Source organism: Pseudomonas sp. nanlin1, assembly GCF_045571515.1.
In the GTDB taxonomy this organism is placed as follows: domain Bacteria; phylum Pseudomonadota; class Gammaproteobacteria; order Pseudomonadales; family Pseudomonadaceae; genus Aquipseudomonas.
In genome coordinates this window covers 1,774,618-1,793,680 of record NZ_CP124218.1, presented here as the reverse complement: position 1 = coordinate 1,793,680, position 19,063 = coordinate 1,774,618, and the positions used below count along the sequence as shown (strand labels likewise).

At 59.3% G+C, this 19,063-nt stretch carries 19 protein-coding genes and 3 pseudogenes; 12 read left to right on the top strand and 10 right to left on the bottom strand.

The genetic code is table 11. The features are described 5' to 3' along the window. Nucleotides 1-85: 85 nt before the first annotated feature. The 3 genes from QCL65_RS08460 to QCL65_RS08450 all read left to right on the top strand — a co-directional run bounded on the left by QCL65_RS08460 (nt 86) and on the right by QCL65_RS08450 (nt 4,486). Nucleotides 86-1,897 carry a di-heme-cytochrome C peroxidase gene (locus tag QCL65_RS08460; protein WP_407315762.1) on the top strand — a complete coding sequence of 604 codons (1,812 nt, stop codon included), beginning with the start codon at nt 86-88 and terminating at the stop codon, nt 1,895-1,897. After that, the gene (locus tag QCL65_RS08455) at nt 1,894-3,069 is read left to right on the top strand and encodes a catalase family protein (RefSeq protein WP_407315761.1); all 1,176 of its coding nucleotides are present in this window, start codon (nt 1,894-1,896) and stop codon (nt 3,067-3,069) included. The genes QCL65_RS08460 and QCL65_RS08455 overlap by 4 nt, the downstream gene beginning before the upstream one ends. Before the next feature lie 70 nt (nt 3,070-3,139). Then, entirely contained in the window at nt 3,140-4,486 is a 1,347-nt protein-coding gene (locus QCL65_RS08450) for a class II 3-deoxy-7-phosphoheptulonate synthase (protein ID WP_407315760.1), read from the top strand. 14 nt (nt 4,487-4,500) lie between these two features. Here QCL65_RS08450 and QCL65_RS08445 read toward each other — a convergent pair whose 3' ends face one another. Continuing rightward, a complete protein-coding gene (locus tag QCL65_RS08445; RefSeq protein WP_407315759.1) occupies nt 4,501-4,728 on the bottom strand; it encodes a DUF1127 domain-containing protein in 228 nt (75 codons plus the stop codon). 61 nt (nt 4,729-4,789) lie between these two features. Here QCL65_RS08445 and QCL65_RS08440 point away from each other — a divergent pair, with 61 nt between their 5' ends. After that, complete coding sequence (locus QCL65_RS08440; protein ID WP_407315758.1) at nt 4,790-5,680, top strand: LysR substrate-binding domain-containing protein; 891 nt, start codon at nt 4,790-4,792, stop codon at nt 5,678-5,680. On the opposite strand, the gene QCL65_RS08435 is transcribed toward QCL65_RS08440, so the two are convergent. Next, nucleotides 5,670-6,419 (bottom strand): sulfite exporter TauE/SafE family protein, encoded by a 750-nt coding sequence (locus tag QCL65_RS08435; protein ID WP_407315757.1) that lies wholly within the window; start codon nt 6,417-6,419, stop codon nt 5,670-5,672. The two genes, QCL65_RS08440 and QCL65_RS08435, sit on opposite strands and share 11 nt — an antisense overlap. A 211-nt stretch (nt 6,420-6,630) precedes the next feature. Here QCL65_RS08435 and QCL65_RS08430 point away from each other — a divergent pair, with 211 nt between their 5' ends. Continuing rightward, nucleotides 6,631-7,101, top strand: a complete 471-nt coding sequence (locus QCL65_RS08430; protein ID WP_407315756.1) for a MarR family winged helix-turn-helix transcriptional regulator — start codon at nt 6,631-6,633, stop codon at nt 7,099-7,101. Nucleotides 7,102-7,268: 167 nt separating this feature from the next. Then, nucleotides 7,269-7,688 carry an organic hydroperoxide resistance protein gene (locus tag QCL65_RS08425; protein WP_407315755.1) on the top strand — a complete coding sequence of 140 codons (420 nt, stop codon included), beginning with the start codon at nt 7,269-7,271 and terminating at the stop codon, nt 7,686-7,688. Between the two features lie 75 nt (nt 7,689-7,763). Here the strand turns inward: QCL65_RS08425 and QCL65_RS08420 are convergent, their stop codons facing one another. Together QCL65_RS08420 and earP are read right to left on the bottom strand one after the other, a co-directional pair. After that, complete coding sequence (locus tag QCL65_RS08420; RefSeq protein WP_407315754.1) at nt 7,764-8,336, bottom strand: elongation factor P; 573 nt, start codon at nt 8,334-8,336, stop codon at nt 7,764-7,766. Between the two features lie 63 nt (nt 8,337-8,399). Further along, nucleotides 8,400-9,518, bottom strand: coding sequence for an elongation factor P maturation arginine rhamnosyltransferase EarP (gene earP / locus QCL65_RS08415; RefSeq protein WP_407315753.1), 1,119 nt, complete (start codon nt 9,516-9,518; stop codon nt 8,400-8,402). A 113-nt stretch (nt 9,519-9,631) separates the two neighbouring features. On the opposite strand from earP, the gene QCL65_RS08410 reads away from it, so the two are divergent. Further along, the gene (locus QCL65_RS08410) at nt 9,632-10,033 is read left to right on the top strand and encodes a hypothetical protein (RefSeq protein WP_407315752.1); all 402 of its coding nucleotides are present in this window, start codon (nt 9,632-9,634) and stop codon (nt 10,031-10,033) included. Nucleotide 10,034: 1 nt separating this feature from the next. Next, nucleotides 10,035-10,505 (top strand): transcription elongation factor GreAB, encoded by a 471-nt coding sequence (locus QCL65_RS08405; protein WP_407315751.1) that lies wholly within the window; start codon nt 10,035-10,037, stop codon nt 10,503-10,505. 38 nt (nt 10,506-10,543) lie between these two features. On the opposite strand, the gene aroE is transcribed toward QCL65_RS08405, so the two are convergent. The 5 genes and pseudogenes from aroE to QCL65_RS08380 all read right to left on the bottom strand — a co-directional run bounded on the left by aroE (nt 10,544) and on the right by QCL65_RS08380 (nt 14,386). Next, on the bottom strand, nt 10,544-11,362 hold the full coding sequence (gene aroE, locus QCL65_RS08400) for a shikimate dehydrogenase (protein WP_407315750.1): 819 nt from the start codon (nt 11,360-11,362) through the stop codon (nt 10,544-10,546). Next, nucleotides 11,359-12,592 (bottom strand): annotated as a pseudogene (locus QCL65_RS08395) (CaiB/BaiF CoA transferase family protein). Before QCL65_RS08395 ends, aroE begins: the two are co-directional and overlap by 4 nt. Then, the gene (locus QCL65_RS08390; protein ID WP_407315749.1) at nt 12,589-13,044 is read right to left on the bottom strand and encodes a MaoC family dehydratase; all 456 of its coding nucleotides are present in this window, start codon (nt 13,042-13,044) and stop codon (nt 12,589-12,591) included. Before QCL65_RS08390 ends, QCL65_RS08395 begins: the two are co-directional and overlap by 4 nt. Nucleotides 13,045-13,052: 8 nt before the next feature. Beyond that, complete coding sequence (locus QCL65_RS08385) at nt 13,053-13,439, bottom strand: VOC family protein (RefSeq protein WP_407315748.1); 387 nt, start codon at nt 13,437-13,439, stop codon at nt 13,053-13,055. Then, a complete protein-coding gene (locus QCL65_RS08380; RefSeq protein ID WP_407316743.1) occupies nt 13,436-14,386 on the bottom strand; it encodes a ketopantoate reductase family protein in 951 nt (316 codons plus the stop codon). The genes QCL65_RS08385 and QCL65_RS08380 overlap by 4 nt, the downstream gene beginning before the upstream one ends. Nucleotides 14,387-14,479: 93 nt before the next feature. Here QCL65_RS08380 and QCL65_RS08375 point away from each other — a divergent pair, with 93 nt between their 5' ends. Both QCL65_RS08375 and QCL65_RS08370 read left to right on the top strand, forming a co-directional pair. Then, on the top strand, nt 14,480-15,430 hold the full coding sequence (locus QCL65_RS08375; RefSeq protein ID WP_407315747.1) for a LysR family transcriptional regulator: 951 nt from the start codon (nt 14,480-14,482) through the stop codon (nt 15,428-15,430). 252 nt (nt 15,431-15,682) lie between these two features. Beyond that, a complete protein-coding gene (locus QCL65_RS08370) occupies nt 15,683-16,906 on the top strand; it encodes a site-specific integrase (protein WP_122743636.1) in 1,224 nt (407 codons plus the stop codon). A 127-nt stretch (nt 16,907-17,033) separates the two neighbouring features. Here the strand turns inward: QCL65_RS08370 and QCL65_RS08365 are convergent. Then, nucleotides 17,034-17,165: pseudogene (locus QCL65_RS08365) on the bottom strand (integrase); the annotation flags it as partial. 275 nt (nt 17,166-17,440) lie between these two features. Between QCL65_RS08365 and QCL65_RS08360 the strand changes: the two are divergent. Together QCL65_RS08360 and QCL65_RS08355 are read left to right on the top strand one after the other, a co-directional pair. Next, nucleotides 17,441-18,202, top strand: a pseudogene (locus QCL65_RS08360) (MCP four helix bundle domain-containing protein); the annotation flags it as partial. Continuing rightward, entirely contained in the window at nt 18,197-19,060 is an 864-nt protein-coding gene (locus QCL65_RS08355; RefSeq protein WP_407316741.1) for a methyl-accepting chemotaxis protein, read from the top strand. The pseudogene QCL65_RS08360 and the gene QCL65_RS08355, both read left to right, overlap by 6 nt. Nucleotides 19,061-19,063 lie beyond the last annotated feature (3 nt).

Genomic DNA, 19,063 nt, shown 5'->3' with positions numbered 1-19,063 from the left:
GCAACATCTTCAGAGATAGCCACTTGCCATGCGCCCAGGTATTCAGGCTAAATCGCCCCGACCCAAAACAAGGAAGTGAACAAACGTGCGCCTTATCTACCGTGCCCTGGCCTTTTTGGCCGTGCTAGCCGTGATCGGCCTGTGCGTGGTGCTCTATTACACGGCCAATCCAAACCTGCCACGCTATGAGCCTGCACAAAATCTGCAGTACCTGGATCAGTGGAGCCAGGCCGACCGCGACACCTATTACTACACGCCGCAAGGTACCCAGGTCAAAGGCATCCGCTACCAGTGGTTCCTGCACCTGGAGATGCCTTTTTCCAGCGAATTGTTCGCCACTCCCGAGCAGCTTGGGCGCTTTGGCTTCCTGCTGGCCCCAGGGCAACAGCCCACACCACAGAACCCCGGCAACCTGCCGGTGGGTTTTACCCGGCACGTCAATGCCAACCCAGCGGACCCGGCCGAGTACCTGGACATCACCTGCGCCGCCTGCCACACCGGCGAGCTGCACTTTAAGGGCCAGGCCATTCGCATCGACGGCGGCACCGCGCAGCACGTGCTGCCGTCAAGCGTGCCGACCCTCAAAGGTGGCAGTTTTGGCCAGGCACTGGTGGCAAGCATGGCCGCGACCTACTACATACCCTGGAAATTCGAACGCTTCGCTAAAGGCGTGCTAGGAGAGCGCTACGAGCAGGACAAAAACACCCTGCGCGAACAATTCAAGGTGGCGCTGCGGACCTTTATCAAAACCGCCTGGAACGACACCCATCGCGGCCTCTACCCCACCCTCGAAGGCCCCGGCCGTACTGACGCGTTCGGCCGCATCGCCAATGCGACCTTTGGTGACGCCATCAGCCAGGCCAACTACCGCGTGGCCAATGCCCCGGTGGATTACCCGCAACTGTGGGACATCTGGACCTTCGACTGGGTACAGTGGAACGGCTCCGCCGAACAGCCGATGGCGCGCAATATCGGTGAAGCCCTGGGGGTGGGGGCCACCTTGAACTTCTTCGACGACCACCGCCAGCCGCTCACCGGCGACGCGCGCTACCCCTCCAGCGTGCGCGTGCGTGATCTGCACCAGATAGAACAAGCCTTGCAACGGCTCAAGCCGCCGGCCTGGCCGGAAGCATTGCTGGGCAAAATCGACCTGCAGCGCGCGGCCCGCGGCAAGGCCTTGTTCGGCGAAAACTGCGCGTTCTGCCACGTGCCGCCCGTCACCCTGGGCGGCGAGCGGCCAGTGGCCGAGTTGAAGATGTGGCCCACCGACTACATTGGTACCGACCCGACCGCCGCCGACAATATCGCCGAGCACCGCTTCGACGTCACCGCGTTGCAGTGGAGCACTCAGGACCTGAAGGCTCTGCCGGTGACCACCGATACACCCGTGGAAAAGCTCGACCTGGCGCGCATCTCCGTGGCCAAGGGCCTGGCGTACGTCACCGCTTTCGTGGAAGAGCGGGCGTACCGCGAAGCCGGCGTCACCCCTGACGAACGCAGGGAAATGGACGGTTTTGGCCTGAAAATCGGCGTGCGGGAAATGCGCGCGTATAAATCGCGGCCACTGGCAGGGGTGTGGGCGACGCCGCCGTTCCTGCATAACGGCTCCGTCCCGAGTATCTATCAACTGCTGTCGCCCCAAGACGAACGCATGACCACCTTCTACCGCGGCAACCTCGATTACGACCCACAGCATCTGGGCTACCGCACCGAGGCGTTCGAGGGCGGTTTCCTGTATGACACCCAGATCACTGGCAACCGTAACAGCGGCCACGAGTTTCGCGACGGCCCCCGTGGCCGAGGCGTTATCGGCCGCCTGCTGCAGCCCGAGGAGCGCTGGGCGCTGCTCGAATACTTGAAAGTACTCGGTGGCCCGTTGGAGACCTCACTGCCATGATCGAACGTCGTTTGTTCCCACCCCAGAAAGTCAGCCGGCCTGGGCGGCTGTGGTTGTTCATTGGCAAATGGTCATTGCGCATACTGTTGCTGTTAGTAAGCCTGGGGCTGCTGACGTGGCTGCTGGGCAGCCTTTGGTACGCCTGGAAGTTCTCCGGGCCGGTGTCTGCCGACGAGCAGATCCCGCCAGGCGAAGCGGGCATGACCCAAGACATCATCCAAACCGCCGTGCGCATCGTCGACCAGCACCGCGAGGGTACCCGCTACCTGCGTGATGCCCACGCCAAGGCCCATGGCTGCGTCAAAGCCGAGGTCACGGTACTGCCGCAACTCGACCCGGCGTTGCGCCAGGGTGTGTTCAGCGAGCCGGGCAAAACCTGGCAGGCCTGGGTGCGGTTATCCAACGGCAACGCCTACCCGCAGTTCGACAGCGTCAAGGATGCACGGGGCATGGCCGTGAAGTTGCTCGACGTCCCTGGGGAAGCCCTGATGCCTTCCCAGCAGCAACGCCATGAACAAGACTTCGTGATGTTCAACCATGCCAATTTCTTTGTGCGAGATGTCGCCGAGTACCGTCAGAACATTGCGGCCCAAGCCAATGGTCAAAAAGCCATGGCGTTCTTCCCCAGCATTGATCCACGCAGTTGGGAGGTCCGGCATATGTTGATCGCACTGTCGACGCTGTCCGAGGCACCGCCTACACCATTGCAAACCACCTATTTTTCGGTGTCGCCGTACAAGTTCGGCAGCGCTAACGCCAAGTTCCGGGTAACGCCCGACCCCGCGCGCTGCCCGGCTTACACACCGCCCGCGCAAAACCGCGAGCTGCCCAACTTTCTGCGCAGTGCCCTTTACCAGCAGCTCTCCACCGACCGCCAACCGGCCTGCTTTACCCTGCAGGTGCAGCGCCAGGACGCCAGCCGCTACATGCCTATCGAAGACACCAGTGTGCAATGGAAAGAAGCCGACGCGCCCTTCCAGACCGTGGCCACGATCCGTGTGCCGGCCCAGGACTTCGATACGCCGGAGCAGAACCTGATGTGCGATAACCTCTCGTTCAACCCGTGGCACGGTATTGAAGCGCACCGGCCCATCGGCGGCATCAACCGTTTACGCAAGGCCGTGTACGAGGCGATCAGCGCGTATCGGCATGAGCGCAATAACGTGCCCTAGGCTCGGTCAGAGGCCGGCTCTGTTACCATTGCGCCCTGCCATTTCCTACAACAAGACCGAGCCTGCCCCCATGACTCACCCCTGGACTCCCGACAGCTGGCGCGCCCTGCCCATCCAGCAACAGCCCGCCTACCCCGATGCGGCTCACCTGCAAGACGTCCAGCAACGGCTGGCCAGCTACCCGCCGCTGGTGTTCGCCGGAGAAGCCCGGGAGCTGCGCCGCCAGTTCAGCGAGGTCACCCAGGGCCGTGCGTTTCTGCTGCAAGGGGGCGACTGCGCCGAAAGTTTCGCCGAATTCTCGGCGGCGAAAATTCGCGACACCTTCAAGGTTTTGCTGCAAATGGCCATTGTCATGACCTTTGCCGCAGGTTGCCCGGTGGTCAAGGTCGGGCGCATGGCGGGGCAGTTCGCCAAGCCGCGCTCGGCCGACGCTGAAACCCAAGGTGAGGTGACCCTGCCCGCCTACCGGGGCGATATCGTCAACGGCATCGGCTTCGATGAAAAGAGCCGGGTGCCCGACCCCGAGCGCCTGGTTCAGGCCTATAACCAATCCACCGCCACCTTGAACCTGCTCCGCGCCTTCGCCCAGGGCGGCTTTGCCGACCTGCATCAGGTGCACAAGTGGAACCTGGACTTCATCGCCAACTCTGCGCTGGCCGAAAAGTACCATCGGCTGGCCGACCGTATCGACGAAACCCTGGCGTTCATGCGCGCCTGTGGCATGGACAGCTCGCCGCAGTTGCGCGAAACCAGTTTTTTCACCGCCCATGAAGCGCTGCTGCTCAACTACGAAGAAGCTTTCGTGCGCCGCGACAGCCTGACCAACGACTACTACGACTGTTCCGCGCACATGCTGTGGATCGGCGACCGCACGCGCCAACTGGACGGCGCCCACGTGGAGTTTCTGCGCGGCGTGCACAACCCGATCGGCGTCAAGGTGGGGCCGAGCATGGACACCGAACAGCTGCTGCGCCTGATCGACGTCCTTAACCCCAGTAACGACCCTGGCCGCCTTAACCTGATCGCGCGCATGGGCGCGAGCAAGGTGGGCGAGCACTTGCCGGCGCTCATTCGTGCGGTGGAGAGCGAGGGCCGCCAGGTGCTCTGGAGTTGCGACCCGATGCATGGCAATACCATCAAGGCCAGCAGCGGTTACAAGACCCGCGACCTGGCGCAGATCCTCAGCGAAGTGAAACAGTTCTTCCAGGTGCATCAGGCCGAGGGCAGCTACGCTGGTGGCATCCACATCGAGATGACCGGGCAGAACGTGACCGAATGCATCGGTGGCGCCCGCCCTATCACCGAGGCAGGTTTGTCGGACCGCTACCACACCCATTGCGACCCCCGGATGAACGCCGATCAGTCACTGGAATTGGCCTTCCTGATCGCCGAAACCCTGAAGCAGGTGCGCCGCTAAGAGCGGCGCAGCGCCTATTTGCTCAGCGGGTCATCCCAAAACGGCCGCTGCGCTTCCTGATAGATGTCGGCGCGGCTCAGGCCGACATCTTTGAGGGCCCTGTCAGACAAACTGGCCAGCTGCTGGCGCTGCCTGGCCAGTGCGTACCAACGTAGCAGCCGGCCAACCGCACCTAGCCAGAAGTCCCTAAAGGTCGACCTCGACCCGCACTCCACCTGCGCATTGCACCCTTGACCTTTCATCTGCTCATCCTCCGATTGGAATGACGAAAGTGTCTCGCCGGCCGTAGAATCAATCCAACGAATGTTTCTTATGCAATGCATTTGCGAGATTGATCTATTGTCCAGCTATCAGAGTATCGATTCCGAAGTGTTACGGACCTTTGTCGCCATTGCTGAAGAAGGCGGCTTCACCCGCGCCGGCGCCAAGGTCAATCGCACGCAGTCGGCGGTCAGCATGCAAATGAAGCGGCTCGAGGAGGACATCCTGCAACGCCAGCTATTCGTGCGCGATGGGCGCCAAATGCAGTTGACCGCCGAAGGGCAAGTGCTGCTGGGCTATGCGCGGCGCATCTTAAAGCTGCACAGTGAGGTCTTCAGCACGCTGCGCGAGCCGCATATGGTGGGCAGCGTGCGTATCGGCACGCCAGACGACTACGCCATGCGCTACTTGCCGGGCATTCTCTCGCGCTTTGCCCAGGCGTATCCGTTAGTGCAGGTGGATGTGCACTGCGAAAGCTCCACACAATTGCTGACCCGCAAAGACCTGGACCTGACCATCGTCACCCGAGAGCCCGGCCACGAAATGGGCCAGCTGTTGCGCCAGGAACGCTTTGTGTGGGCCCAGGCGCGGGGCTTCAACCCGCGCGAGCAGAACCCCATGCCGCTGGCGATGTTCAATACCGAGTGCTTCTGCAGGGCCTGGGCCTGCAATGCCCTGGACGCTGCGCAAATTGCCTACCGGGTGGCTTACAGCAGCCCCAGTTTATCGGCGCTGATGGCGGTGGTCAGCGCCGGCTTGGCCGTGACCGCGCAAATTCAGAGCCTGATCACCCCTGACTTATGCATCCTTGGCAGCGCCGAGGGCCTGCCGCAACTGCCCATGGCCAATGTGATGCTGGTACGCAACCGGCAAAGCCAGAACGCCGTCACCGAGACCCTGGCCGAACACATTGCCGAAGGCTTCAGGCTTTGACCATCAACAAGGCGGCACAAACCACCAGGAAGCCACAGAAAGCCCCTCGCAGGAGTTTCTCCGGCAAGGCGTGGGCGACTTTGACCCCCCAACTGATACTGAGCAGGCCGCCCAAGGCCAAGGGCAACCCCAAGTACCAGTCGACGTGGTGATGCAGTGCATAGGTGGCCAGGGTAATGGCCGTGCTGGGGGCGGCCAAGGCCAGGGACAGCCCCTGGGCAACCACCTGGGTGGTGCCGAACACCACCGTTAACACCGGCGTAGCCAGCACCGCCCCGCCGACGCCGAAAAACCCGCCCAGCAGCCCTGCCCCCGCACCCAGCACGCCCAACCAAGGCCATGGGTAGCGTAACTGGGCACTGGCGGGGGTTTTCGCACGGAACATCTGCAAGACGTTGTACAGCGCCAAGGCGATTAAAAACACCACGAACCCCAGGCGCATGGCCTTGGGGTCGAGCTCGACGGCGACTAACGAGCCGATAAAGGCGAAGATCAGCCCGGCCCCGGCCAGGGGCAATGCATGGCGCAATTCGATACGGTTACGCTGGTGGTATCGCCACATGGCCAGCACCACGTTAGGCACCACCATCACCAGAGCTGTCCCTTGCGCTAACTGCTGGTCCAAGCCGAAAAGAATGCCCAGGGCCGGGATCGCAATGAGCCCCCCACCGATCCCGAACACTCCGCCCAGGGTGCCCATCGCCGCCCCCAACAGCAAATACAACACCCACTCGACCATGCAGACCTCCGAAAACGAATCAGACCTGCATCCTACCAGCCGCCGAACCTACAGAGGCTTTTCGCTTTGTTTGAATCAAAGCGAACTATGGGCGGCGTCCGACGTTCAAAACGTTACAAGTCACGGCTTGCGCAGCGCACGACCAGCAACCAAGCTGGCACACCAAAGGCCATGACGTTAAATTCGGACGCACTACGAATAGAGGATCAGTATGAACGTCGACACTGTAAAGAAAGAGGCCTCCGTACGCTGCGACGATCTGCTGCTCGACAGCCAGATGTGCTTTGCGCTGTATTCCACTTCGCTGCTGATGACCAAGGTCTACAAACCTCTGTTACAGCACTTGAGCCTGACCTACCCGCAATACCTGACCATGCTGGTGCTGTGGGAAAAAGACGGCCTGACGGTCGGTGAAATCAGTACGCGCCTATTGACCGACCCTGGCTCCCTGACCCCCCTGCTCAAGCGCCTGGAAGTCGAGGGGTTGCTCAGCCGCACCCGCAGCCGCGACGACGAGCGTGTGGTGATCGTCGAGCTCACCAGCGCCGGGCGCGCCCTCCAGGCTAAGGCCCAACAAGTGCCGCAGTGCATCCTTGAGGCCAGTGGGCAAAGCATGGAAGAGTTGCAAAGCCTGCAGAAAAAACTGCTGAAACTACGCGCTAATTTGCAAGACAGCCTCTGAAGCCGAACGCGGCGACGCTCGTCGCCGCTTGGCTGAATCACCCCGCCAATACGCACCACTCGTCGGCATCTCGAAAAATACTATTGCGCGCTAAATATTAGCTCGATAAATTAATTCTACAGCGCTCAACGCTCCTAACCGTTCACTCCAGCTCAACAGGTGATTCCATGAAGCCACTCTATATCGCTACAGCAACCTCCACTGGCGGCCGTGATGGCCGTGCCGTATCCAGCGATAACATCCTCGACGTCAAGCTGGCCACCCCGAAAGAACTGGGTGGTGCCGGTGGCGCTGCTACCAACCCTGAGCAGTTGTTCGCTGCCGGTTACTCGGCCTGCTTTATTGGCGCGTTGAAGTTCGTTGCCGCCCAAACCCAGCGCAAGGTACCTGACGCTACCGCCATCACAGCCAAAGTCGGCATTGGCCAGATCGAAGGCGGTTTTGGCCTCGACATCGACCTGGAAGTTAGCCTGCCCGGCCTGGAACAGAGCGACGCACAAGCGTTGGTTGAGGCTGCCCATAAGGTGTGCCCGTACTCCAACGCCACCCGCGGTAATGTCGATGTGCGTCTGCACGTCAGCGTATAAGCGGCGAATCAAGCGCAAAAAAAAGCCCGTATCGATGAGATACGGGCTTTTTTCATGGCGAGGCGCAGGCGAGGTTTAAACCTTGGCGCGGCCTTTGTAAGAACCGCCATCACGGGTGTCGATTTCGATCCAGTCGCCGATCTCGACGAAGTCTGCCACGCTCAGCTCAGTGCCGTTTTTCAGCTTGGCAGGCTTCATGACTTTACCGGAGGTGTCGCCGCGAGCCGAGCCTTCGGTGTAGTCAACCTGACGGACGATGGTGGTCGGCAAGTCAACGGACACCAGGCGGTCTTCGAAAAACACAGCTTCGCAGACGTCGGTCATGCCTTCTTCGATGAACGGCAGAACGGCTTCGATGTCTTCGCCGTTGAGTTCATACATGGTGTAGTCAGTGGTATCCATGAACGTGTAGGTGTCGCCACTGATGAACGACAAGGTGGCTTCCTTGCGGTCCAGGATCACGTCGTCCAGCTTGTCATCGGCACTGTAGACGATTTCGGTCTTGTAGCCGGTGAGCAGGTTCTTCAGCTTGGTCTTCATGATCGCGCTGTTGCGACCCGACTTGGTGAATTCCGCTTTCTGCACCAACCAAGGATCGTTTTCGAGACGGATCACGGTGCCGGGTTTCAGTTCTTTACCAGTTTTCATTACGAGTATCCGAATTTGGATGGTGATTACAAAAATCTAGGCCGCATATCATAGCCAATTTCGCTAAAGCTGCACCAGCGCCATGGCAAGATCAACTCGTTCAGCTTGTTTATCGCACCAGCGTTCGGCGTGCCCACGCAACTCGCCAGCGTGCGCTTGCAGCCCTTGCCAATGCGCGGCGATGCCCTCACCCAGGTTCCAAGCCAGCCAAAACCCTTGCAATGCCTGGCGCGCGGGCGCCGACAGGGTGTCGCTATAGAGTTGCAAGAACGCTTCCAGCTTGACCAGGTGCACCGCTTCTTCCTGCGGGTAGATGTGCCACACCATTGGTCGGCCTGCCCACTGCGCACGCACAAAAGAGTCTTCGCCCCGCACTGCATTGAAGTCGCAACACCACAGCAACCGGTCGTAGTCGTCCTGGCTAACGAACGGCACTACCTGCACCGTCAGCCAGCCCCGCGCGTGCATCGCCCCCACCGCCAGGGTCGGCACGCCCAGCCAGGCCCGAACATCGGCCAGCGCTCGCCCCTCCGGCACCAGCAGGTGGCTGGCCTGAGGCCCGCTGGCCAAGGCGTCGAGCCACTCCGACAACCCAGGGTTCTCATAGGCGAACAGGCTCAGCAGGCAAGTATCCGCGGCTAGTACCACCCCCAACTGGGCGAGAAACTCGGCACGGGCCTGGGGGGCCGCCTGAAAAGCACGGCGCCGGGCGAGCAAGTCGTGCTCACGCAGCAGGCCGCCGGTGTTTTCGACGAAGCCTGGGAAGAAAAATAGCTTATTTAACCCGCCGGGCTGGGGTGAGGGTAAGCCGTGGCAACCCGGCACCCAGTCCTCGGCGCTCAGGTAGTCGAGGTTCAGCCATAAAGGTTTGCTCGACAATCGGTTCATGGCCTCGACATAGGCGCCAGGCAGTTGGCAGGCAAAAGCGCCGATTACTACCTCGGCCGGTAATGTTTCGGGCCATTCGGCCTGCCAGTGGCAAACTTCAACCCCAGCTTGCCACTGGCTGAACGCATCGGCGCGGGCCGTGGGGCAAAGCCGGGTAAACGCATGCAGGTCGTCGACCCACAATCTGACCGCTAGGCGGTGCTCAGCCACCAGTTGTCGGGCTAATCGCCAGGTCACGCCAATGTCGCCGTAATTATCGACAACACTGCAAAAGATATCCCAGCGCTGCTGCATGACAGGCTCCATTGATGGGTGCGCAAAACCGCTATTGTCCTGCATAAAGAAGGGCCAGCGGTAGCGCCGACGAAGCCTTACAATCTGCGCCATACCTTTGCCAGGAGGCAACCATGCCCCGTCCCGCCCACCGTCGCTCCCTGGCTGTCAGCCTCGACGCCGTCAAACTCACCCTGTGCATTGCCGTTGGCCTATGGCTGGGCGGCGTGGCCATTGGGCTAAGCGCTTATTGGCTGGTCCCCCATTGGTTCAGCGCGCCACCAGTTGCGGCTGCAGCAGTCGCCCCGTCTGCACCAGCACCAGCACTGCAACGGCCACCGCCAGCGCCGGACAGCAACGGCATGTTCGAACAATATCAGGACAACTTGCAGCGCCAGGAGCAACGCCAGTTCGAGGATCAGGCCCTGAGCAACCCGCGCAATCAGGCCAACCCCAAGTGCCAGTTTTGGTTGCAGCAGAACCAGACCGCCCCGAGCGAAAAAAGCCGCGCCAATATCAACCAGTTTTGCAACTGAAATGGACAAGATTCAGCTATTGCGCGCCATCGTCGAACGCCTGGAAGTGGATTTCGACATTATTCAGCGGGCCGCCCAAACTGCTTACGAGGCCGCCACTGACGAAGCCAACGTCGCCGAAAACAAATACGACACCCTGGGCCTGGAAGCCTCGTATCTGGCCACCGGGCAGGCCCGGCGCATGGAAGAAATTCGCCAGGCGCTGGGGCTGTACCGCCAGCTGGTGGTACGCCCTTACAAGGAAGACGAAGGCATTCAACTCGGCGCATTGGCCCAACTGCAAACGGCGGCCGGCCAGGCGCATTGGTTTTTCCTCGGCCCCGAGGCCGCGGGGTTGAAAATCACCCGGGTGGGGTTAGTGGCTACCGTCATCACCCCGCGCTCGCCGTTGGGCCAACAGCTGCTGGGCAAATTCGAGGATGACGAGCTGCAGGTAGCGCAGCAGGTCTATAGGGTGCTAGCGGTTTATTGAGTGGCCAGCCGCTGGCCACATGTTTTGCCGTGAGGCCCCTACACCAACGGGACGGTAAGGCGGTCAATGACCGGGCGCGTTTCAGGACGAACCCCACGCCACCATTCGAAGGCTTCAGCCGCCTGCTCCACCAACATGCCAACGCCATCCGCCAAATGGGCGACCCCGGCCTCTTGGGCCAAGCGCAAGAAAGGCGTCAGGCCTTTTCCATAGGCCAGTTCATAGGCCAATAGCGCCTGCTGAAAGAGCCCTTCGGCGATCGGCGGCAACTCGCTGCTGAGGCTGGCAGACGTGGCGTTGATCACCACATCGAACACTTGCCCCTGCAACGCAGGGTAAGCGCAGACTTGCACGCGGGCATCATTGACTTCAGCGGCTAAGGCATGGGCTTTGTCCAGGTCGCGATTGGCAATGACCAGACATTGCGGGCCTGCTTCGAGAAAAGGCAGCAATGCCCCTCGAACGGCGCCACCGGCCCCTAGCAGCAAGACCTTCCGGCCGACCAACGGCACCTGAAGATTGTGCTGGATATCGCGCAGCAGCCCAATGCCGTCAAAGTTTTCGGCATAGATTTTACCCTGCTCGAATTTCAACGCATTGCACGCACGAGCCAAGGTCGCCCGCTCGCTACGCAGGTCAGCCAGTTCAAAGGCTTGCAGTTTGAAAGGCGCGGTAATGTTCATGCCGCGGCCGCCTTCCGTGGCGAAGGTCAGTACCTGATCGGTGAAGCCTTCGAGAGAACCTTCAATGGCGCCATAGGTAATGTCCTGCTCAGTTACCTCGGCGAACAGCCCATGAATAAGGGGCGATTTGGTGTGGCTGATAGGTCTGCCAATTACGCTATAACGGTCTGTCATTGCGCATCTCCGTGCGGAAAACAACACGCCATCGGCCTGCATGGCGCAGATGTCCGCTTCACTAAAACCTAATTCTGCAGCGATTTGGGCATTGTGCTGGCCCAGATCAGGGGCCACTTGCTGGATGGTCGTATCGCAATCTGAAAAGCGGAACGGTAGGTTGGGCATGCGCAGAGTGCCGTAGCGTGGGTGCTCCTGCTCCATGATCATATTACGCGCCTTGATTTGCGGGTCGGCGATGACCTCGTCGATACGCTGGACCTTAGCGCTGGGCACGTCGATCTCGTCCAATAGGGCAAGAATTTGCGCCGTGGGGCGGGCGCCGACCCACCCTTTGACCACCTCCAGTATCTCCACGCGGTGGCTGTTACGGCCGCTGCTGGTATGAAAGCGAGTATCAGCCCCGAAGCCTGCAGGTGCTCCGTTGTGCTCCAGCATGGTGGCGAAGCGTTTCCAGGCCTCATCCACTTGCGCGGCGATCACCAAATCACCATCGGCCGCCCTGAACACCCCGTACAAGGTCGACGTGGGCATGTCGTGGCCAGTTTGTTGGGGCAAGATTTCGCCGTTGGACAGGGTGTAGCATTGCACCGCGTACTCGTGCATTGACACTAGGGTGTCGTACAACGCCATATCGATGTGCTGCCCACGACCGCTAGTGACGCGCCCGAGCAGCGCGGCATTGATCGCCGCCACCGCGTGAATGCCCGTGTACATATCGCCCAAGGAGATACGCAGCAAGGGCGGCGCCTCACCGGGATTACCCACCATCTGCATGATGCCGCTTTTGGCTTCGGCGATCAGGCCAAAGCCTGCGCGGTGAGCGTCGGGGCCGGTGTGGCCGTAGGCCGAGATCGAGCAATACACCAACTTGGGATTGCGCGCTGACAGCTCGGCATAGCCCAAGCCCAGTTTTTCCAGGGCGCCGGGGCGGTAGTTTTCGATAAACACGTCGGCCGAGTCGCATAGTTTCTGCATGAACGCCTGACCGCGCGGGTCGCGCATATTAACGCTGACCCCGCGCTTGCCCATGTTCAACTGGAGGAAATAGCCGCTCTGGTGATCGTCCAGGGTGAAGGCATGCTGGCGGCCGGCATCACCGCTACCGGGCCGCTCGACTTTGATCACCTCAGCACCCAAGCCAGCCAAACAACGACCGACGTAGGGGCCTGCGAGAAAATGGCTATAGTCGATTACGCGAATCCCCTGCAGGGGTAATGGCTGGCTCATGCTTTTGGCCTACGTGGAACCATGAGGCGATGCTCTCCGCGCTGGACCACCTCGCCGTTCTGGTTGATCAATTCAGCAGGCAGCACCACGATGCCCCACTCAGGTTTACTGTTACTGGCGCGCATGCTGCCGACCCGGAATTTGACGTGCAGCACGTCATTCACTTTGATGGGCAGTGCAAAATCCCAGGTCCAGCCCAACGATATGCCGGGTAAAAAACGGTAGTCACTTTGGGTTTTGAGGCCGTCGGCAATGCTCAGACCAAACAGACCGTGGGCGACCAGGCCACCAAAATGGCTGGCATTGGCATAGGCTTCGTCGACATGCACGGGGGTGTGGTCACCCGTGAGGTCGGCATAGGCCAGGATGCGCGCCTTGGTCACGGTGTAACTCGGGCTGACACACTCGTCGCCTTCTTGCGCATCGTCCCAATATTTTTCTTGTAGGGTCATAGGAAAGCTCACACACGAGGGTTGATAGCGAGGATTTGCGCCACGCTGGCGGCGGGGCTGGCTTGGATAAACTCAACCGCCAGGCCGTCGGGCAGACGCAACCAATTGCGCCCTTGGGGCATTTCACTGACGTCGAATTGCCAGGCGGCGGCGAGCGCGGCTTCCATGTCTTCGCACATGACGCCCAAGTGGCCCAGACGACCGTCAGGGCCTTCAAAATCAGGAGCGCTCATGAACTGCATGCCGCCCAGGTTCCAATACTGAACCGGGTCTTCGACGGTGCCTTGAACCTCACGCAGCGTCATGCCGAAGACATCATTAAAGAAGCGGATGTGCCAGTGGATGTCTTTGACCCACACGGCGACGTGTTCCACATAAGCTTTTGGGATGCTCACAGGTTGGCCTCCTCTTGTTGATGATCCGCCATGGCCCGCTCGATGCCTTTGATGCAGGCGACCAGCGTGGTATTGACAGGGGTGGGTATGCCGTAACGCTGACCCCAGCGCACGACTGACCCGTTGATGAAATCGATCTCGGTGATAGAGCCCTTTTCCAGGCTCTGTAACATGGACGTTTTGAATGACGCCGGGAGGCCTTGCGAGGCCAGCTCCCACGCCTGGCCCGGGTCAGTCACGCTAAGGCGCACGCCCGCGGCGGTTGCCACGGCGATGGCTTCGGCGACGGCGGCAAGCGCTGTGCCTTCGAGCACTGGCTCGCTATACAGCTGGCCATAATTCAACATGGTGATGCCGGTCAGCGCGCCAGTGGCCACGTTGATCAATAGCTTGTCCCACATCGTGCCAACGATATTGTCGCTCACGATGGTGTTGAGCCCTGCCCCCTGAAACGCGTCCGCAATGGCTTGCACACGGGGGCTGATGCTGCCGTCCAACTCGCCGATGTAGGTCGACTTGCCTGCCACGCCGGAGCAAATACTGCCAGGGCCCAGCAGCACGCCACCGACGTAGGTTTTGCCAGCCAGCACCCGCGAACGGCCCACGGCATCGGCCAGTATGTCTTCGTGACCCAGGCCGTTCTGCAAAGACAGCACCAGAGTGTGCGGCCCCACCAGGGCCATGGCCCCCTGGATCGCCTGTTGGGTATGGAATGACTTGACCAACACCACCACCAGATCCACAAGGCCGATATTCGCGGCTGAGGTTCGCGCCTGGATATGCACCACACGCTCGCCGAGCTCATCTTGAATGTTGAGCCCTGCACGATTGATCGTCTCCACGTGTGCGGCATTACGGTTCAACAGCCAGGTTTCGTGGCCCGCCTCGCTCAGCTTCGCGCCAATGGCACACCCTAATGCGCCTGCCCCCAGAATGCATATTTTCAACACGTGGCCTCCGCTTTTCATGGGACCACAGTAGGCATCGGGTGCTTATTGGGCTATACAGTGATTGCAATAGCCCCATTGCAAAACACAATAATGACCCTTTCCCATAGCCTGCCAGAACCCAAATTGCTGCACCTGTTCGACGTGCTTTACACCACCCGCAGCGTGACCCGCTGCGCTGAACAGTTAGGCCAGAGCCAACCCACCATCAGCATCTGGCTCGGACGCCTGCGCGAGCAACTCAATGACCCCCTCTTTGTGCGAACGCCGACTGGCATGGCTCCCACCCCTCGTGCGGACGCGCTGATCGGGCCCTGCCGGGAAATTCTGGAGTCTCTAAGGCGACTCACCACCCATGAGCCCAGTTTCGATCCGGGCACTGCCCATCGCCGCTTTCGCTTGTGTGTCACAGACGCCAGCCATATCACGCTACTGCCGCGCATCTTGGAGCACCTGCGTAAAGTGGCGCCGGGCATCCGCCTGGAAGCCGCACGCATTGACGGCAACACCGAACAAGCACTGGAATCCGGCGAGGCTGACTTGGCTGTGGGTTTCGTGCCGTGGCTGGGAGGGGGCATGTATCAACAGGTGTTGTTCGCCCAGGATTGGGTTTGCTTGAGCAGCGCCCAGCATCCCCGCATCGAACAAACGCTTAGCCTTGAACGCTACGCGGCGGAAGGCCACGTGCAAATCACCGCCGGTACCGGGCAAAAACTGTTGGAGACCGCGCTGATGCACCAAGCCATCGAGCGCCGGGTGATTTTGGAATTACCGGGTTTTCTTGGATTGGGTGCAATCATCGGCACTACAGATTTGATCGCCACCCTTCCCCGGCATATCGGCGAAACGCTGGCGACCATGCACTCGTTGCGCGTACACGACAGCCCGGTGGCTATTACTGGCTTCTCGGTAAAGCAGCACTGGCACGCGCGCTATCATTTGGACAGTGGTAATCGATGGTTGCGGGGGGTTATTCAGGCGTTGTTTCAGGCGCAGGGGCGGAGCTCGGGGGCAAGACCCCCTCCTACCCCGCACGTACGCTGAAGGAAACAACAAACGTCAGAAAGCACAAAGCCCCGCAATGCGGGGCTCTGTGGGTACGATATGGCGGTGAAGAAGTCCGCCATCGGCTCATCCTATTTCGTCCCAAAACGTCCGAGGAGGCTAGGTAAATCGGGCCTCTCAGCCTATCATACCGTCCGAAGACGTCCCGTAAGATATTGCTGCATCCATCTAGAAATGTGGGAACAAATGGGGGAACGATCCCCCGGCCTGTAGGAGTGTGGGTACAACGTCATGGGTAAACTCAACCCGAAGCAAATCGAAAACCTGACGACCTCGGGGACCTACGAAGATGGCGAAGGTCTCAGAATGGTCGTCAAACCGACCGGGAAGAAATACTGGGTCCTGAGGTACCAACTCGCTGGTAAACGACGGGAAATGGGCCTAGGCGGTTTTCCTACGATCACGCTGAAGAAAGCGCGAGAAGCTGCGGCCGAACATCGGAAAATGCTTAGCCAAGAGATCGATCCGCTGGTCAGCAGGGATGCAGAACGCAAAGCATCGCGACTTGCCGAGGAAGCTCGGCAGGCACGCGCTATCAGCTTCAGAACGGTAGCGGAAGACTATATAGCGGCACATAAAGCGGGATGGAAGAATGCAAAGCACATTCAGCAATGGCTGAATACGCTGACCACCTATGCCTTTCCGGTGATCGGGGATACGCCAACGGAAGAGGTCACAACTGAGCAAATCTTGAGGATCCTTACCCCTATCTGGCACACCAAGCCTGAAACTGCGTCAAGGGTTCGTAACCGAATGGAGATGGTGCTTGATGCAGCGAAGGCAAGACGACTCCGAGACGGCGAAAATCCAGCACGCTGGCGCGGGCATTTGGACAAGCTTCTTCCGCCTCGTTCAAAGGTGAAAGCGGTAGTACATCATCCTGCTTTGCCATGGCGCGAACTGCCAGGCTTCATCAGCCGCATCAAGGATAGGAACGAGCCCAGCTACAGAGCGATGTTGCTGACCATTTTGACGGCTTGCCGAACAAATGAGTGCTTAGCAGCAACGTGGGATGAAATTGATCTGAAGAATGCGGTTTGGAAAATTCCAGCTCATCGCATGAAGGCTGGCAAGGAGCACCGGATTCCCTTGAGTCAGGCGGCATGTGACGTGTTGCGCAGCTTGATAAAGATCAAAGACAACCCTTACGTATTCCCCAGTACCCAGAAAGGGAAGCATCTCTCGAATATGGCTATGCTGATGGGGCTACGGTATCTGGAACGTGGAGACCTCACTATCCATGGATTCCGCTCGACGTTCAGGGACTGGTCAGCGGAGGCGACGAGTTATCCTCGCGAGGTCTGTGAGCAGGCATTGGCGCATAATCGGCAGGACAAGGCGGAAGCGGCGTACTTCAGAACCGATCTTTTTGAGAAGCGTCGTGCAATGATGGAGGAATGGGCGGAATACGGATGTTCGATAAAGGCAGACAAGACGCAGACCTCCGGGCCATAGGCCTAGAGATCTGCTTTCTTTTTTTGTCTTGATCCAAGCCCTTTCGAGAGGTATAGGCTGCCCGACAAGCGGCCGAATCAGTGCAGTCATTAGCGACAAGCTTCTATCGGCCAAAAGCAGACGCTTAAGCGCGCCGTGTGCGAGGGTTGTCGAGGTTGGCAAACCACTCGACCGCGGCCGGAACTTGCGCCAGCGTCTGGAATTCGACCGACGTGAGTCGGCGTTGATCATTCTGCTGGGATTTTGTCAGTTCCTGCATGAGCTTCTCATTGTTGGATCGCCTTCGATCATCTGCCGTGCTTTCAGTCACGAAAGCAACGCCAAATGCTCCCGCTGTTTCCGAAACCGACAAACGGTAATAATTGGTGATAACGTATTTCTTACATTGGTAAGTAACGGCCATAACCGACAATGGTACGCATGCGCCGCCGGGGGACGTGGTGTCAACGAGCTGACGAACAGCCATAATCCTTCACGATTTCTAGCCGATAGCTTCAAGACCAGGCCTCTGGCCATCTTGCAGTGGGAAGTCCTATGCGGCTCAGAAATATAAACCTCGCTCCACGCGCCACCTTGTTTTTTTCGGCCATCATTTTGCTGGTCGTGGTCTTGGGCGTCATCGCCATACTGCAGATGGGCAAGCTTCGCGATACGGAAAAGGATGTCGAACTGAATTGGCTACCCAGTATTCGGCAAACCGCGATGATGAACTCCACCGTCCTTCGCGTCCGGTTGGAGACCCAGCGGGCCGTTGCCGATCCTCAAACCGTTCAGCAGACCATCGTCAAATTTCCTGCCTACCGGAAAGCCATGAAGGATGCGGTCTATAACTATGAGACCCTCATTGCGAGTGACCAGGAGCGACAGTTGTTCTTGGCCGTGAAAAAGTCCTACGACGATTACGCAAGCCAACTGGATCTGCTGGAACCTTTGTTGAAGGCAGGCGACACCGCTTCGATTGTCAAACTCGTCGCTACCGGTATACGTCCCCTCACGAACCAAATGGAAACTCAGGTCGAGGAATTAACACAATTCAATAACAAAGGCGCTGCGCTTGCCGGTGTTCAAGCGACGCAAGTTTATGATTCAGGTCTTTACATCGTCATCGGCCTGATTATCTTCGTCGCGCTCCTGACTCTTTGTTTGGCAACTCTTCTAACCAAAACGATTACGTCGCCCATCGGGAGCGCCCTTAGCGTCGCCGAACGCATTGCCTCAAGCGATCTGACGAAGGAGGTTGAGGTAAGCGGTACCGACGAGGCAGGCAGGCTTTTGAGCGCGTTGGCCACGATGCAGCAGAACCTTCGAAGCACGATCATGCAGATCGCTGACTCCTCATCCCAACTGGCTGCCGCCTCGGAAGAAATGACCGCGGTGACTGAGCAATCCAGCCTTGGCCTGGTGTCGCAGAATGATGAAGTAAATCAGGCTGCAACTGCTGTCACCGAGATGAGCGCTGCAGTGGACGAGGTAGCACGCAATGCCGAATCAGCTTCCGAAGAGTCCAGGAAAGGTCAGGGCTATACGGAGGTTGGTTTGGAGCGTGTATCGCAGACGCTTAAGTCCATCGAAAAGCTGTCGAGCAACGTGCGCGACACCAGCGAGCAGATCACTGGCTTGTCCAATCGTGCACAGAACATTTCCAAAGTGGTTGAGGTGATCAGAGCCATTGCTGAGCAGACCAATCTGCTTGCGCTCAATGCCGCGATCGAGGCCGCTAGGGCGGGTGAACAAGGCCGAGGCTTCGCAGTCGTTGCTGACGAAGTTCGAGCCCTCGCTCACCGCACGCAAGTGTCTACGCAAGAAATTGAGCAGATGATTCAGGCCATTCAGAACGATTCTGACCAGGCCGTGAAGGCGATGGCCACCAGCAGAGAACTGGCTGCAGAATCCCTAAGCGTCGCAGGCGATGCCAGCAGTTCGCTTGACCAGATCGCGACAGCTATTACGGGCATCAACGAGCGTAACATTCTCATCGCCACCGCTTCGGAAGAACAGGCGCACGTCGCCCGGGAAGTCGATCGCAATCTGGTTAGCATTCGCGAGCTGGCCTCCCAAAGTTCTGCAGGTGCAAGCCAGACTGCAAGCGCTTGCAACGAGATGTCGAAGCTTGCGGTTAGTCTGAATCAGCTGGTCAATCGTTTCAAGGTTTAAGGT